A 15,757-nucleotide genomic window follows, 5' to 3' on the forward strand; every position below is an offset into this window, starting at 1 on the left:
CAGTGGCGCATCTACAAGAGCTAGCGAGGACTTATGCAAGAGGTCTGTTTTATGAGAGAAATTGAAATTACTAATCTAAATGTAAGGATATCTTAAACAGGATACTCTCTATTGAAATACTTATAATTATTTCAAGATTAACTAGAAAGCAAAAAGAACTTAAAAATACTTGAAAACGAGATTTATGATTATGACTATTTATTTACTGACTATGCCAGATGGAACCTTTGGAAGCGCTGGTCAAAGCTGGAAAAGACTAGACCTAAATAGATTAAAGCTTAATTTAGACTTTGAAGTTAAGGTTGATACTATAGATAATATCAATAATTTAACTTTTAAGAATAATGATATTTTAATTTATACCTCATCTGAAAATGAAGTCATCAGAGTCTTTTTGAAAAATACCTTATTTTATGTGAAAGATAAAGCAAGACTTATACCAAGCTATGATTTACTGATGGCTCATGAAGATAAAGGGTTTCAAGAAATATTAAGACTTAAAGAAAATTTTGGTAATTTAAAAGGCAACTATATCTTTGACATAGATAAAAGTAGTTTAGACTCTCCTAAAGTACTAAAAACATCTCAAGGTGCAGGAAGTTCAGGTGTTTTTTTAGTAAAAAATTTAAAAGAATTAGCCAAGATAAAATCTGATTTCTTTACTAATGATTTAAAAAGACAACTTGTCAAATTGCAAAGAAAAATAAAATTAAATAGTTCTGATTACCAAATTTATAAATATAGATATAAGAAATTTAGTTTGTTTGTTGAGCAAGAGTTTATACCTAATCTCAAGCATGATTTCAAAGTTCTGGTATTTGGTGATCGTTATTTTGTTCTAAAAAGATCTATAAGAAAAGATGATTTTAGAGCGAGTGGCAGTGGTAATTTTGAATTCGTAGAACCTCCACAAGAAGTACTTGATTTCGCTAAAGAAATAGCTTTAGTGCTGGATAACCCTTATCTATCTTTGGATATTGCTCAGTCAGATACAGGTTGTCATTTAATTGAATTTCAAGGTACGAATTTTGGTCCTTATACATTATTGAATGCTCCATATCGTTATGTGTTTCAAGATGATAATTGGGTTGAAGAAAGTAATTGTAAAGATTTAGAGGTTAACTATGCTTATGCATTAAACTACTATATAAAAGATAAGCTGAATCTAGAAAAGGTTAAGGGATAAGTATGAAAGTCGCAGTAGCTGGTACTGGATATGTTGGATTATCTAATGCAATGATATTCGCACAACATAATGAGGTTGTTGCCATCGATATATTGCCTGAAAAAGTAGAGTTATTGAATAACCGTATTTCTCCCATTCAAGATGCAGAAATATCTCAATTTCTGATAGAAAAGAACCTAAACTTTAGAGCGACTCTTGATATAAAAGAGGCTTATCAGGATACTGATTTTGTCATTATAGCGACACCTACAAATTATGATGTTAAAACTAATTACTTTAACACTGATAGCGTTGAGTCAGTTATTAATCAAGTAACCGAGATTAACCCTTCAGCTATCATGATTATCAAATCAACGGTTCCAGTCGGCTTTACTGAAAACATCAAAAAGCAATTAGGAACAAACAATATAATTTTTTCTCCAGAATTTTTGCGTGAGGGTAAAGCGCTTTATGACAACTTATATCCTTCAAGAATTATAGTAGGAGAGAAATCTGCTAGAGCTCAACTATTTGCAAAAATGCTAATAGAAGGTGCTATTAAAAAAAATAGTCCTATATTATTTACTGACTCTACTGAAGCAGAAGCGATTAAGCTGTTTTCTAATACTTACTTAGCTATGCGTGTTGCTTATTTTAACGAGCTTGATACCTATGCTCAATCCTTCGGATTAGATACTCGTCAAATCATCGAGGGTGTTTGTTTAGATGATCGTATTGGCAGTCATTATAATAACCCATCATTAGGTTATGGCGGCTATTGTTTGCCCAAAGACACAAAGCAACTGCTAGCCAATTATGATGAGGTGCCTAATAATATTATAAGAGCTATTGTAGACTCAAATCGTACAAGAAAAGACTTCATTGCAGATTCAATTATAGCAATGAGTCCGAAGACAGTCGGTATATATAGACTAGTAATGAAAGAAGGTTCAGATAATTTCAGAGCTTCCGCTATTCAAGGGATAATGAAACGTATAAAAGCTAAGGGTATAGATGTCATAGTCTATGAGCCTGTACTGGATGAATCAGAGTTCTTTAATTCTAGTGTTTTTAAAGACTTAGAGGAATTTAAAAAACTAAGCGATGTTATTGTCACTAATAGATTATCCAGTGATTTAGATGATGTCATGAATAAAGTTTACACTAGGGATATCTTTGGAGGTGACGAATGAAAATACTCATTACAGGTGCAGCAGGATTCATCGGTTTTCATCTAATCAAAGCTCTTTTGGAAGCCCCTTCATCAGAAGACGAAAATACTATTATTGGTATTGATAATATTAACGACTATTATGATATAGGCTTGAAGCAAGAACGCTTCACAGTACTTGGCAACCATCCTCAAGCTGAGCTCTTTAAATTTATTAAGCTTGATCTTGCTGATCGTGAAGCGATGTCCGCTTTATTTTCTGATTACGAGTTTGATATTGTGATTAATCTTGGGGCACAAGCTGGTGTACGCTATTCAATTGAAAATCCGAATGCTTACATGGACTCTAATATGGTAGGGTTTTTGAATGTTCTTGAGGGTTGCAGACAGACTAAGGTTAAGCATTTATTATATGCTAGCTCAAGCTCTATATATGGTATGAATATTAAGCAGCCCTTTAGCACTGAAGATCGAGTCGACTATCCTATCAGCTTATATGCTGCTACCAAGAAATCCAATGAGCTAATGGCACATACCTATAGTCATTTATATGATATCCCTACCACTGGTTTACGGTTCTTTACCGTTTATGGGCCTTATGGCCGTCCTGATATGGCTTATTTTTCTTTTACCAAAAAGATACTCGCTGGTGAAACCATTGATGTCTTTAACAATGGTGAAATGAAACGAGACTTTACTTATATCGATGATATCGTCGAAGGTATAATTCGTCTAATAGATAAGGTACCTACTTCTCAATCATCATTGACCTCGGCTGCCACCGCGCCCTATAAAGTCTATAACATTGGTAATAATCAGCCGATTACACTACGCCGATTTATAACCGCTATTGAAAGTGCCTGTGGGAAGAAAGCCCAAGAAAATTTATTACCTATGCAAGCTGGTGATGTGCCTATTACCTATGCCGATGTAGATGAACTTATAAATGATATTGATTTTAAGCCTAATACAACTATTGAGGATGGAATTGATAAATTCGTAAATTGGTACAGACAGTACTATTCGTAGTGGAATATTTAATTATTGTAATTTTAGTAATGTAAGGTTAAAAATGAAGATAGTTCATATTATAACGGGTCTGAATAATGGAGGTGCTGAAGGTGTTTTATTTAGACTTTGTACGCATGATAAGAATAACCAGCACGTTGTAATTTCGATGATGGATAAAGGTAAGTATGGTGCTCTTTTAGAAAAGCAAGGTATAACAGTACATTGCTTAATGTTAAATCGAAATAATATAAATTTTAAAAGCTTAACTAAATTATATAGATTGTTAAAACAGCTCAAGCCCGATGTTGTTCAAACATGGATGTATCATGCTGATCTAATAGGTGGCTTAACGGCTAGATTTGCTGGATATAAAAATATTTTTTGGAATGTTAGAAACACTGAGTTAAAAAAAGGATCATCTAAAAATAGTACAATATATATAGCAAAAGCCTCTGCTTTATTGAGTCATGTTATACCTAAAAAAATAGTATGTTGTGCTGTAAATGCGTCAGATATCCATAGTGAGCTGGGCTATGACAAAAAAAAGCTAACTGTAATATCTAATGGATTTGAATTGAATAAATTTTCACCCAATGATGAGTGTAGGAATGCAGTAATTACAGAGTTATCTTTAGATAAGGTTTCTGACATTATAGGAATGGTAGGACGTTTTGATCCACAAAAAGATCATACGAACCTCATTAAAGCTGTGCATATAGTTGTCAAATCAAGGCCTAATCTAAAAGTTTTATTAATTGGTAAAGATATGAATGAAGATAATAAGACTTTACTAGATTTAATTAAAAACTTGAATATCGGAAAAAATATAATATTTTTAGATCAACGTACAGATATCCCGGCAGTAATGAATGCTATGGACTTACATATCCTCAGTTCATTATATGGAGAAGGGTTTCCTAATGTTATTGCTGAAGCTATGGCATGTGGAACTCCATGTGTAACTACTGATGTAGGTGATTCTGCTCTTATTGTAGGAGATTTAGGTTGGGTCGTTCCAGTAGGAGATTCAAAAGCATTAGCTAATGCGATAATTACCGGAATAAAAGAGAAAGATAATAAGGCAAAGTGGCTATCAAGAAAACAGGCTGTGCGTCAAAGAATTCTAAATAATTTTGATATTAGTTCTATGGTAAAGAACTACGATGATGTTTGGAAAACATAATTTTATTAGTTCTTTTTTATTTAGTTATAGGTATAAAGATAAGTATAAAGGCTAGTTAAGAGAATATTAATTACAAGCGGCGCTACACAACAATTTAATAGCGAGGAATCAGACTTATTATTATCAAGTTAGCTTGATATCGAAAAGCATTAGTGATTTCTAAATGTGATAATAAATGAGCTATAACTATATATTATGTATAGAAAATTATTTCAATAGAATAAGCAGTAGATTTTTTAAATGTCGCTCTTAGGGCGAAATGCTCTATTGAGGATATCATCTACTAAAGACGGTTATTTTTTTATGGTAAGAATATCAATAATAGTAATAGCATCTATAAAAGGGTATAGCAATTTATGAGGCTACTAAAAAGCTTGTCAAATAGTGCTATATTTATTTTTATAGCGTTGATATTTATCATAAAAGTTGTGATATATATTTTTGTTCAGAATGATTTGGTAGATGTTGTTTTAGGTGGAGGTAGTGATGCTAATTACTATAACTCTTATGCTGTTGGTGTTTATACCAGTGCAGTCAATATTTGGCCTGAGATTTTAAGGTATTTAAGCGATAGAGATCTATATTCGCGCAAAGGTATTTCTTACATGCTATTTGTTCTCAATCTATTAATTATTCCTTTCATTGTGACTAGATTGGCTGGACTGAAATTTAAAGATAACCAAAAGTATTTTTTATATAGTTTATTGCTTTGTTTTTTGTATCCAACTGCTTACTATTTTACATTCGATATATATCGGGATATATTTATGGTATTCGTATTTTTAACAGGCTGCCTTGTTGTTAAAGCTTTTTTAAATACCTCTAGTATAATTACCCTTATACTCACATTTATATGTTCTTTATTAGTAGGATTGTTATTGTTAGAACTACGTCCATACTTAGGTTATGCTTTTATATTATCTCTTTTTCTATGGAAAATTAAATACACTAAAAATAGACTTTTGTTTTTTAGTGTATTTTATCTAATAGGTTTATTTATAGCTAATTACGTTGGAGTTCTAGATCTGCTTACTGAGTATAGATCCGGTTTTGAGGATTTTGCTTCTGGCTCAACATTAGGCTTGGACTTTTCTAATCCTATGTTATTTGTTCCAAATTTTATATTGAGTATTTTAGGGCAGTTATTTGGTCTATACATTACTAACCCTGCTGCCGTAGTATTGTTTATTATTGAAACACTACCCTTCTTATTTATGCTAATTTATGTCATAAGAAATATCAAGCTTGCAGACAATTTTATACGTTTTTTAGTAATATTTTTCGTTATATATGCTAGTGTCTGGTTAATCGGTAATGATAACTTAGGCACAGCGGTTCGATTGAGGATGTATAATTATTTTGCAGTATATATTAGTTTCTTTTATATACTTAGGCTCAAAACTAAAAAATTAAAACACTCAAAGGTTATTTGATAATGAATATCGTTATTATAGCTACAGTGGCCAGTAGCTTTTTAGGGTTTCGTGCTGACCTAATTAAATCACTACTTAAGCAAAAGCATACTGTTTATGCCTTTACTTCAGAATATTCAGAAGATCAGTTAAGATTGATCGAATCTTCGGGTGCAATACCAGTAACCTATAAATTAAGTCGTGGTGGTATTAATCCTCTAGCAGATATAAAGGCAACTTATGAGCTTTCCAAAAAAATTAAAGATATAGCACCAAATATGGTGTTCTCTTATTTTTCCAAACCAGTTATTTTTGGTACACTTGCCGCAAAATTAGCTAGAGTGCCAAAGATTACAGGTATGCTGGAAGGCTTGGGCTATACTTTTACTGAGCAGCCTAATCAAATTAATAAAAAGACCCAGATTATTAAAAAAGCTCAAGTCTTGCTTTATAAAATAGCTTTACCACAGTTGGATAAAATTATATTTTTAAATCCTGATGATCCGTATGATTTGCTAGATAAATACAATATCAAGGTCAAAAGAGTAGAAGTTCTAGGCGGTATTGGTTTGAATTTAGAAGAGTATCCTTACTCAAATACTTATCCTTCGACTCCCACTTTTATTTTTGTAGCTAGGTTGCTCGCTGAAAAAGGCATACATGATTATTTGGCTGCTGCTAAAATTGTAAAACGCAATTATCCTAAGACAAAGTTTATAGTACTAGGTACTATAGATAAAGAAGCATTAGGAGCCCTTACGCCCGCTGAATTAAAAGAATTCACCAAACAGAATATTGTAGAGTATCCCGGGCACGTTGATAATGTATCAGAATGGATAGCGAGTTCTAGTGTGTTTGTCTTGCCTTCTTATTATCGCGAGGGCGTACCTCGTAGTACTCAGGAAGCAATGGCCATGGGAAGAGCTGTTATTACTACCGATGTTCCTGGCTGTCGTGAAACAGTAGTAGACGGTGTAAACGGCTTTTTAGTAGAAAAATGGAATCCACAGGCGTTAGCTGAGAAAATGATTTATTTTATAGAGAATCCCGATCAAATTAAAATAATGGGTGATGAGAGCTACAAAATAGCGCAAGAAAAATTTGATGCTGATAAAGTCAATAAACGATTAATAAATATGTTGGGTTTATAAATGATAAAACGCTTTTTAGACATAACCGCCGCCAGCGCCGCCTTAGCCATACTCTCTCCGGTATATGCCATAACTGCCTATAAAGTCAGTAAGAACCTAGGCTCACCAGTGCTATTTCGCCAAACACGTCCGGGTCTAGATGGTAAGCCGTTTGAGATGATTAAGTTCCGCACTATGAAAGATGCGACAGATAGCGAGGGTAATCCGTTACCGGATAGTGAGCGTCTGACGCCTTTTGGTCAGACCCTACGCAATACCAGCATAGATGAATTGCCAGAGCTATGGAACGTGCTCAAAGGTGATATGAGTCTAGTTGGACCGCGTCCACTATTGATGGAGTATCTACCGCTATATAGCGATGAGCAGTCACGTCGCCATAGTGTACGCCCGGGTATTACCGGCTATGCGCAAGTGAATGGTCGCAATGCTATTGGTTGGGATAAAAAGTTTGAGCTTGATACTTGGTATGTGGATAACCAATCACTTTGGCTAGATATCAAGATATTGCTCAAGACTGTGAAAAAGGTGCTGATTAAAGATGATATCAGCGCGGATGGTGAGGCGACAATGAGCAGGTTTACTGGAAGTAAGTAATTAGTAAGAAAGGATTCTGAATGCAACAATTAATCGGTATATATGGAGCAAGTGGCTTTGGTAGAGAATTGTTACCTTTGGTGCGTGAAAAGTATCCGCAAGCAAGTCTTTGCTTTGTAGATGATGGGTCAGAAGATAAAGAGTTAAATGGCTATAAAATTTATAATTACCAAGACTATTTAAGATTAGCCCCTCAAGAAAAATCTGTAGTTTTGGCTATTGCAGATAGCCGTATTCGAGAAATTTTAGTAGCCAAATGTAGCAAAGATAACGTAGCCGTTTTATCTATAAAAGCTTCTAACACTGTTGTATTAGATGAAGTCGAAATAGGCGAAGGTTCAGTACTATGTCATTTTACCCAATTAACCTCTAATATAAAAATTGGTAAACAATTCCACGCTAATATTTATAGTTATATTGCTCACGATTGCATAATAGGCGACTACGTTACCTTTGCCCCTAGGGTGAGCTGTAATGGCAATATACACATCCATGATCACGCCTATATCGGCACAGGCGCTATTATCAAACAAGGTACTCCTGATAAGCCATTAATTATTGGCAAAGGTGCCATTGTTGGTATGGGCGCAGTCGTGACCAAAGATGTGCCAGCTGGCGCCGTAGTAGTGGGTAATCCTGCGCGGCCGTTAAATAAATAGCTCACTAGCAGTTTTATGAACTAATGATAAAGAATAGATTGAGAGTTTTATGCTAAACACCGCTTTTTCACCATGGCCAAGCTTTACCCAAACCGAAGCCGATGCCGTCAGCCAAGTCTTATTATCGAACAAAGTCAACTATTGGACTGGGCAAGAAGGGCGTCAATTTGAGACTGAGTTTGCTAAATGGGCCGATAGTCAATATGCGGTTGCTATGGGTAATGGCACCTTAGCACTCGACGTGGCATTGCAAGCACTTGGTTTAGGCGAGGGCGATGAAGTCATCGTCACCCCGCGTACCTTTATCGCTAGTATCTCCTCTGTGGTCAATGCCGGTGCTACGCCGATCTTCGCTGACGTCGATGCCGAGAGCGGTAATATCACCCCTGAGACTATCGCTGCAGTAGTGACCGCTAATACTAAAGCGATCGTATGTGTGCATCTAGCCGGTTGGCCTTGTGATATGGACGGCATTATGGCTTTAGCCGCTGAACATGACCTCTATGTGATAGAGGACTGTGCGCAGGCGCACGGCGCAACCTATAAAGGCCGTAGCGTTGGCAGTATTGGTCATATCGGCGCGTGGAGCTTTTGTCAGGATAAGATCATGACTACCGGCGGGGAAGGCGGTATGGTCACTACTAATGATGAGCAGCTGTGGCGCAAGATGTGGGCGTATAAAGACCATGGCAAGAGCTACGCTGCCGTTTATGAGACCGAGCATCCACCAGGCTATCGTTGGCTGCATGAGAGCTTCGGGACCAATTGGCGCATGACTGAGATGCAAGCGGTGATCGGTCGTATTCAGCTTGAGCGTATGCAGGATTGGACCGCTAAGCGCACTGCTAATGCTCACGCTATACTTGATGCTTGTGCTGCATGGGAAACCAAAGGCTATCTGTCGATGCCAAGATTAGAAGAGTCAGCCAAATTTGCTGATTCTACCCACGCCTATTATAAGCTTTACATCTATTTGCAGTTAGAGAAGCTACCTGTCGACTGGACGCGCGAGCGGATTATCGCTGAAATGAATGCGTTAGGCGTTCCTTGTTTTTCGGGTTCAGCTTCTGAGGTCTATTTAGAAAAAGCCTTTGACAATACTGGTCTGCGTCCAGAAACGCCGCTACCGATAGCCAAGCAATTGGGCGCGACTAGCCTGATGTTTTTGGTACATCCGACTTTGACCACTGCTGAGATTGAGCAGACCGTTCAGGCGATCGACCAAGTATTTGCTCAGATGGCTGAGTCTAACTAAGTGTAATGGCTAGATACTATCTGGTTCCAAACTCAATACAAATTTGAAATGAGCTATAGTTAATTCACTTTAAAACCGACACAGTGTTACTGGAATAAATTTTTTGCAGCCTCTGGAGTGCGAAGCGCACAGTAAGCAAAGAAAATTTTTACCAGCAGCGCGACAAGATAAATATATCGATTTTATTTCGAATTGACTATATCGTAGGCTGGCGCTTTAGCCTAGCATAATAGTTTCGCAAAGTTTAAAAGCGCTATCAAAAACTCAGCTACAGTAAGTTTTAATAGTCTACGGACTCCGATATACTAAACCTCGTTATAGAAGCAGATCTTTATGCATAAAAAGTTAATGACGGCCTTAACTGCCAGTATGCTAGTGGCAGCCTCTATGCTAGCCACCAGCGCCTCCGCGCAAAACCTCTATATGAACGACTTACGCCTAAAGGCCGATATCGACTGGCTCAATACCCAAGGCGTCACCCAAATCAGTACCAGCACTTGGCCGCTCACTGCTAATGAGATCGAGCGTGGACTATTAGGGGCGCAATTGAGTACGCCTGTGCAGCAGCAAGTCGTACGATCTATTCAGACGCGGCTCAAGCAAGACCGCGAATCGTTAGTAAAAGCCACTGGCGAGCTCTCGCTACAGACCGCTCGAGATCAGCTGCCACAGCGCTTTGGCGATGATAAGCTGGCAGGGCAGCAACTTAGTGGCTCTATAGCATTGAGTGAAGCCAACTGGGAGTTTAACCTACAGGCCAACCTGAAGAATGACCAGCTCATCGATGATGGTGATGATGATAGTGCTGATATTAGCTTTGAGGGCTCTTATATCGCGGGCACGGCGGCCAATCAATGGCTAATCGCGGGTAAGATTCCGGCGTGGTGGGGTCCTGGGCACGATGGTAGCTTGATTCGCGGTGATGCCAGTATTCCGGTTACTGGCTTTACTATGCAGCGCGATCAACAAACTGCGCCTAATTATAAGTATTTAAACTGGGTCGGTCCTTGGCAATACCAGCTGTTTGCCGGTCAATTGGATGACTATAGCGCTGTGCCTGATGCCAAGCTATTTGGCGCGCGTTTGACCGCCAGTCCATTAGAGTGGTTAGAAGTCGGCGCTTCGCGTAGCTTTATGTGGGGCGGGGAAGGTCGTCCAGAGGACTTTAGCTCTTTTATTGATGCGGTCAAAGGAAGTCAGGATAATGGCGGTCGTGATGGCGGCGATCCGGCCAATCAATTGGGCGGTTTCGATGCCAAACTCAAGCTAGCCTCCTTGGTTAACGTTCCGGCTAGTGTCTATGCGCAGTATGTTGGTGAAGATGAAGCAGGAGGCTTACCGGCGAAGAATATGTATCTCGCTGGCGCAGACTATGCCTCTAGTATTCAGGGCATACCCTATCAGCTCTATGCTGAATATACCGATACTCGCTCCAGTGGTGAGGTTAGAGGTATCTCCTATGATCATGTTAACTATACCGATGGTTACTATCAGCAGGGCTATCCGCTAGGGTATGCGCTGGGCGGTGATGCCGAAAGTGTGGCAGTAGGTGGCCGTTTATGGTTCGATGAGCGTAACTTTATCCATGCCAAGTTGCAACATGCCAAAGTCAATCAGGCCGATGAGGCAATTAACCAAGCTTATCCGGCGACTGATAAGCTAACCGCTATCGATGTCGCTTGGGAGCATCAGCTGCAGCCGCTGACTAAGATAACTAGCAGAGTTTGGGCGGTCGATTCGGAGCAGCGCGCAAGTGATATTGGCGCCGGTATTGGTATTGAGCTTGCAACTTATTAGGTAAAAGTTGTTTTGTTAACATAGGATTTGCCAGTTATCTAGCAAGTCCTATTTTTTTGGCAAAAATTTATACCAACTGCACGCTGACATCAGCGTATCGATCTTATTTCGAACTGACTATAGCTCAGCCCAAACGTGTCCAATAACTGCGAAGGGTTAACAGTTAGGCAGGGGCGCTGGACGGTCGCACATATCTTTATACCCTTCTCAATAATTCAACCTTAATCGAATAGCTTTTCGATATAGCAGTTGATAACCATACACTGCCATCGTATTCGCTATGGCGACTAGTCATCATCTACTAATCATTATTTACTTACAAATATCTAAGTCTAAGGTCGCTTATAGGCTCTTAGGGTAGCTGTTGCTGATACTGCGAAAGTTGCTATAGATCCTTAGCACAGGCGAAACAATAGATATAAGTGATGTCAACAAATAATAGCGTTAGACTCATTTTTATATATCCCTCTTATCATATGTAAGTAATAAATAACTTTTGTTGCTAATTGATGTCAGATAGTATATAAATAGAAATTATATCCATTAAATGATATATATTTTATATTCAATATTGAGTAACAATTGTTTGTTAAGAAACACCTTGTGCTCTCTAGAATAGATATAAACACTTGCAATAATAGTATTTTTATATTCATAATTGTAAATATTTAGAAATCATCAATGGCTGTTATTCATAGCTATAGCTCAAAAGGGACTTATTATGCGCGGATATTTATCTCGATTCTCATTGATAACGTGTGTAGTGCTCTTTACTGTCACATCTGGGTGTACTAGCATCAGCTCTGGACTGCAAGCAGGTGACTTACCGCCTAGGGGCGCTTTTGTTGCAGAAAATGGCATCACCTTCAATGTTCAGCCGCTAAGCGTAGCCAATCTACCCGCTGAACCACTCCCAGTACTCAGCGATGAGCTTTATAGTTTAGTCAAAACCTCAGGACCGATGAACTATCGTATTGAGGCCGGAGATATCTTGAGTGTAGCACTTACGGATTATCCAAATATTAGTGCCGCTACCTCCAGTCTAACCGTTGATCAGCAGGGGTTTATACAGTTTCCGCTGATAGGCCGCCTAAAAGCAAGTGGCATGAGCGTGCCGCAGTTCACGGCCATATTACAGAGTAGGTTACAGCGCTATCTAAAATACTCAGACCCACAAGTCAAAGTCGTCAACTATCTTGGTAGCAAATTCTTTATCGATGGCGACGTTGCTAAGTCTGGCCAGTTCCCCATTGCTGATGCTCCCGTTTCCTTATACGGCGCTTTATCTATGGCCGGAGGGGCAACAACGACAGGCGATTCCAATAATATTGTCTTAAATCGCCGAGGTAAAAACTATACCTTAGGACTGCAGTCATTAAGACAGATGGGGCTATCTGCTAACCAAATCTATATCCAAGATGGCGATTCTATTCACGTCAATAGTCAGGACCGTAATCGAGTCTATGTGTTGGGCGAGTTCGGTCGAATCGCCCCAGTCGCTATCCCTGAGCAAGGAATTAGCTTATCGCAAGTACTGGGAGAATCAAGCGGTCTCAACTCGAATACGGCCGATGCAGCCAAAGTCTATATTGTTCGTGATAATCCAAGGTATAACTATACAGATATCTACTATGTCGATATGAAGACGATTACTAGCTTAGCACTAGCCAATCGCTTTGCGATGCAAGCCAACGATATTCTCTATGTGGATCCTACAGGGCTGACTCGCTGGAACCGTATACTCAGCTCATTATTACCTTCGACCTCAGCAGCAACTAGTCTCTCAGGATTATAGGGGATAACGATGCTATTTTTAGTAGTAGTTTAATAAGAGCTTAATAAAATATTTAATACTATAAAAGACATCGCTGATCCTTATCAGCATGACCGAGCGGTATTTGAAAGGACCAAAAAAGATATCGTTGAGAGCTTGGAAACATGGACTAAAAAAATAAGCTGAACGATCAATACTCACGGATGAAGGCATAGTTATGGATACCAACTCAAAAGATTTGTCTAGACAGAGTGCCGACAATGATAATGATCTACTAGGGGTGATTTTTGTATTGCTACGCGGCTGGAAAATTATCGTTCTGTTTGCGATATTGGGCTTAATAATAGGGATATTATATGCTCGCTACGAAAACCCCACCTTCAAATCAGATGCCCTGATTCAGATTGATGAGACTTCCCAAAACGTATCAGGTCTAGGATCGAATATAGCAGAGCTGTTGCCACCGGATGATAGTACCGTGCAGGCTCAGATTGAGCTTATCAGATCGCGTATGGTGTTAGAGCCCGTTGTTGATTTGCTGCATTTAGGTATTCGGTTAAATGATCCTGCAGTGAGTCAAATCGATCGTATCATAAACAATCAAACCAACGTGCAGATGAATACCGCTGAGGGCGTGGTACTTGAGACCAGTAATGGACAAGTACAAGTTGATCAGTTCAATGTATCACAAGACTATCTCGATAAACCTTTTATGCTATCCAGAACCGATACTGGCTTTATTTTGAGTATAGGTAGTGAGCAATTTAAAGGACAGCTCAATAAAGCCCATCGTTTCAAAGGTGACTCTGGTCTCATTGAAATTACCGTCATGGATTTACCGACTGGCGACTATCCTATCACTATTACTAAGCAATCGTTACAAATCACCACCGACTCTATCAATAGCGCCTTATCGGTAGTAGAAAAAGGCACCAAGACCGGGATTATCGAGCTGTCTTTATCAGGACTCAATCAAGAGCAGGCCAGCTTAACCTTAGAACAAGTGGTGCTGTCTTATATCGCCCAGAACCAAAGCCGTAGCTCAGAACAAACGATCAATACTATCGAGTTTATGGAAGAGCAAATTCCAAAATTAAAACAGGAACTAGAAGCCTCAGAAGCTATATTTAATAAGTTTCGTGAGAACTCTGGCACTATTGACGTGGCACAAGAAGCGTCAATATTACTCAGTGAAAATGCAGGCATTGATACCCAGATTGGTGAGCTTAAGCTTAGAAAAGCAGAACTCACTACTTACTACACCAATGAGCATCCTTTGGTCATCCAGATAAACGACCAACTAAGAGTACTGAACGCCAGAAAACAAGAAATCGACAACACTATCAACGAGCTACCAGAAGTACAAAGAGAGTTTTTGACCCTCTCTGAGGATGTCAATATCAATAGAGAGATCTACCTCACTATCCTCAAAAACTACGAGCAACTAAAGATTGTGAAAGCGGGCGAAGTCAGCGATGCTCGTATTATTGATCTACCTATTAATACCTATAGAACGATCACCCCAAAAAAGCAGCTCATCATGCTGCTGTCGACCTTATCAGGGGCTCTGGTAGGTGCTTTATTAGTCTTCATCATGAATTTGCTTAGAAACGTCGTCAAAGATCCTGAGCGTATCGAGTCTAAAACAGGGGTGCCCGTTGTCGCCACCATTCCTCGCTCTACGGTGCTATCGCGCTTAAGCACCAACAAACAATCTGCGCCTCGTATGCTAGCGCATATTGATAATAGTAGTCTGAGCTATGAAGCCATTAAGAGCTTGCGAACGAGCCTGATATTGAGCACGCCAACTGCGGTTGCAGATAGCCAAGAGGCCAAATTATTTTTGGTCACAGGGGAGAGCCCAGGCGTTGGCAAGTCGTTCATCTCTGCAAACTTAGCGGAAGTCTTCGCTCAGCTAAATAAAAAAGTATTAGTTATAGATGCTGATATGCGTATGGGCGAGCTGCATAAGATTTTTGGTCTGTCTCAATATGACGGCTTAGCGGATTATCTGTTGCTTGACGAGAGTACAGAATCCTCTAGCGGCCCTAACAATAGTAGCGCCGCGCAAATCAGAAAGGAAGTTGGAGTTAAGCATGACTCTGATTTTGCCCTCGAGAATTTCATTCATCCTAGCGGCATGGAGCATATTGACTTTATACCGCGCGGCAAACATCCCAATAATCCGGCCTCGCTACTGATCAGTGACAAGTTCGATGCTTTATTAACTGCTTTAAAGTCTCAGTACGACTACATTATCATCGACTCGCCACCGGTATTGGCGGCATCAGACGCTATGGTGATCGCTCAACATGCCGACCAAGTGCTGATGGTCACTCGATATGATAATTCGATGGAAAGACAGCTCACTTATGCGGTTAAGCAAATGTATAAATCTGATATCCAAGTCGATGGCATCATTCTCAACGATGTCAAACAAGGTCTTATGAGTAAGTATAGCTATCATTACAGCTATGCCTACGGCAACAATAAATAATATAGAGCAGGAGTGTCGCGATTAGATCTGCAATTAAGCTTTAACTAAGCTTATGAATGGGGCTTATAAATAAGACATATCAATTAGG

General features: G+C 39.0%; 12 protein-coding genes. All 12 read left to right on the plus strand.

Annotated features, from left to right (window positions below; translation table 11 throughout):
• The first annotated feature begins 190 nt into the window (after window positions 1-190).
• A complete protein-coding gene (locus ACTXGJ_RS09120; protein WP_443565701.1) occupies window positions 191-1,186 on the plus strand; it encodes an ATP-grasp domain-containing protein in 996 nt (331 codons plus the stop codon).
• 2 nt (window positions 1,187-1,188) lie between these two features.
• Window positions 1,189-2,358: a nucleotide sugar dehydrogenase gene (locus ACTXGJ_RS09125; protein WP_443565703.1), complete on the plus strand. Its 1,170-nt coding sequence runs from the start codon at window positions 1,189-1,191 to the stop codon at window positions 2,356-2,358.
• Window positions 2,355-3,365 carry an NAD-dependent epimerase gene (locus tag ACTXGJ_RS09130; RefSeq protein ID WP_443565704.1) on the plus strand — a complete coding sequence of 337 codons (1,011 nt, stop codon included), beginning with the start codon at window positions 2,355-2,357 and terminating at the stop codon, window positions 3,363-3,365. Before ACTXGJ_RS09125 ends, ACTXGJ_RS09130 begins: the two co-directional genes overlap by 4 nt.
• A 43-nt stretch (window positions 3,366-3,408) precedes the next feature.
• Entirely contained in the window at window positions 3,409-4,530 is a 1,122-nt protein-coding gene (locus ACTXGJ_RS09135) for a glycosyltransferase family 4 protein (RefSeq protein ID WP_443565706.1), read from the plus strand.
• 356 nt (window positions 4,531-4,886) lie between these two features.
• On the plus strand, window positions 4,887-5,963 hold the full coding sequence (locus tag ACTXGJ_RS09140) for a hypothetical protein (protein WP_443565707.1): 1,077 nt from the start codon (window positions 4,887-4,889) through the stop codon (window positions 5,961-5,963).
• Window positions 5,964-5,965: 2 nt separating this feature from the next.
• On the plus strand, window positions 5,966-7,093 hold the full coding sequence (locus tag ACTXGJ_RS09145) for a glycosyltransferase family 4 protein (RefSeq protein ID WP_443565709.1): 1,128 nt from the start codon (window positions 5,966-5,968) through the stop codon (window positions 7,091-7,093).
• Window positions 7,094-7,687 (plus strand): sugar transferase, encoded by a 594-nt coding sequence (locus ACTXGJ_RS09150; protein ID WP_443565710.1) that lies wholly within the window; start codon window positions 7,094-7,096, stop codon window positions 7,685-7,687.
• Window positions 7,688-7,707: 20 nt separating this feature from the next.
• A complete protein-coding gene (locus ACTXGJ_RS09155; RefSeq protein ID WP_443565711.1) occupies window positions 7,708-8,346 on the plus strand; it encodes an acetyltransferase in 639 nt (212 codons plus the stop codon).
• Between the two features lie 49 nt (window positions 8,347-8,395).
• Window positions 8,396-9,601: a DegT/DnrJ/EryC1/StrS family aminotransferase gene (locus ACTXGJ_RS09160; protein ID WP_443565712.1), complete on the plus strand. Its 1,206-nt coding sequence runs from the start codon at window positions 8,396-8,398 to the stop codon at window positions 9,599-9,601.
• Between the two features lie 333 nt (window positions 9,602-9,934).
• Window positions 9,935-11,398 carry a capsule assembly Wzi family protein gene (locus ACTXGJ_RS09165; protein ID WP_443565714.1) on the plus strand — a complete coding sequence of 488 codons (1,464 nt, stop codon included), beginning with the start codon at window positions 9,935-9,937 and terminating at the stop codon, window positions 11,396-11,398.
• A 721-nt stretch (window positions 11,399-12,119) separates the two neighbouring features.
• Window positions 12,120-13,193 (plus strand): polysaccharide biosynthesis/export family protein, encoded by a 1,074-nt coding sequence (locus ACTXGJ_RS09170; protein WP_439243658.1) that lies wholly within the window; start codon window positions 12,120-12,122, stop codon window positions 13,191-13,193.
• A 196-nt stretch (window positions 13,194-13,389) separates the two neighbouring features.
• Window positions 13,390-15,669, plus strand: a complete 2,280-nt coding sequence (locus tag ACTXGJ_RS09175; RefSeq protein ID WP_443565715.1) for a GNVR domain-containing protein — start codon at window positions 13,390-13,392, stop codon at window positions 15,667-15,669.
• The last annotated feature ends 88 nt before the right edge of the window (window positions 15,670-15,757 follow it).

The sequence above is a fragment of the Psychrobacter sp. 1Y11 genome, assembly GCF_052259045.1.
Taxonomy (GTDB): domain Bacteria; phylum Pseudomonadota; class Gammaproteobacteria; order Pseudomonadales; family Moraxellaceae; genus Psychrobacter.

Excerpts from the sequence above, each read along its gene's own strand:
- ACTXGJ_RS09120 (WP_443565701.1), top strand. The coding sequence starts at position 191 with ATGACTATTTATTTACTGACTATGCCAGATGGAACCTTTGGAAGCGCT.
- ACTXGJ_RS09125 (WP_443565703.1), top strand. The coding sequence starts at position 1,189 with ATGAAAGTCGCAGTAGCTGGTACTGGATATGTTGGATTATCTAATGCA.
- ACTXGJ_RS09130 (WP_443565704.1), top strand. The coding sequence starts at position 2,355 with ATGAAAATACTCATTACAGGTGCAGCAGGATTCATCGGTTTTCATCTA.
- ACTXGJ_RS09135 (WP_443565706.1), top strand. The coding sequence starts at position 3,409 with ATGAAGATAGTTCATATTATAACGGGTCTGAATAATGGAGGTGCTGAA.
- ACTXGJ_RS09140 (WP_443565707.1), top strand. The coding sequence starts at position 4,887 with ATGAGGCTACTAAAAAGCTTGTCAAATAGTGCTATATTTATTTTTATA.
- ACTXGJ_RS09145 (WP_443565709.1), top strand. The coding sequence starts at position 5,966 with ATGAATATCGTTATTATAGCTACAGTGGCCAGTAGCTTTTTAGGGTTT.
- ACTXGJ_RS09150 (WP_443565710.1), top strand. The coding sequence starts at position 7,094 with ATGATAAAACGCTTTTTAGACATAACCGCCGCCAGCGCCGCCTTAGCC.
- ACTXGJ_RS09155 (WP_443565711.1), top strand. The coding sequence starts at position 7,708 with ATGCAACAATTAATCGGTATATATGGAGCAAGTGGCTTTGGTAGAGAA.
- ACTXGJ_RS09160 (WP_443565712.1), top strand. The coding sequence starts at position 8,396 with ATGCTAAACACCGCTTTTTCACCATGGCCAAGCTTTACCCAAACCGAA.
- ACTXGJ_RS09165 (WP_443565714.1), top strand. The coding sequence starts at position 9,935 with ATGCATAAAAAGTTAATGACGGCCTTAACTGCCAGTATGCTAGTGGCA.
- ACTXGJ_RS09170 (WP_439243658.1), top strand. The coding sequence starts at position 12,120 with ATGCGCGGATATTTATCTCGATTCTCATTGATAACGTGTGTAGTGCTC.
- ACTXGJ_RS09175 (WP_443565715.1), top strand. The coding sequence starts at position 13,390 with ATGGATACCAACTCAAAAGATTTGTCTAGACAGAGTGCCGACAATGAT.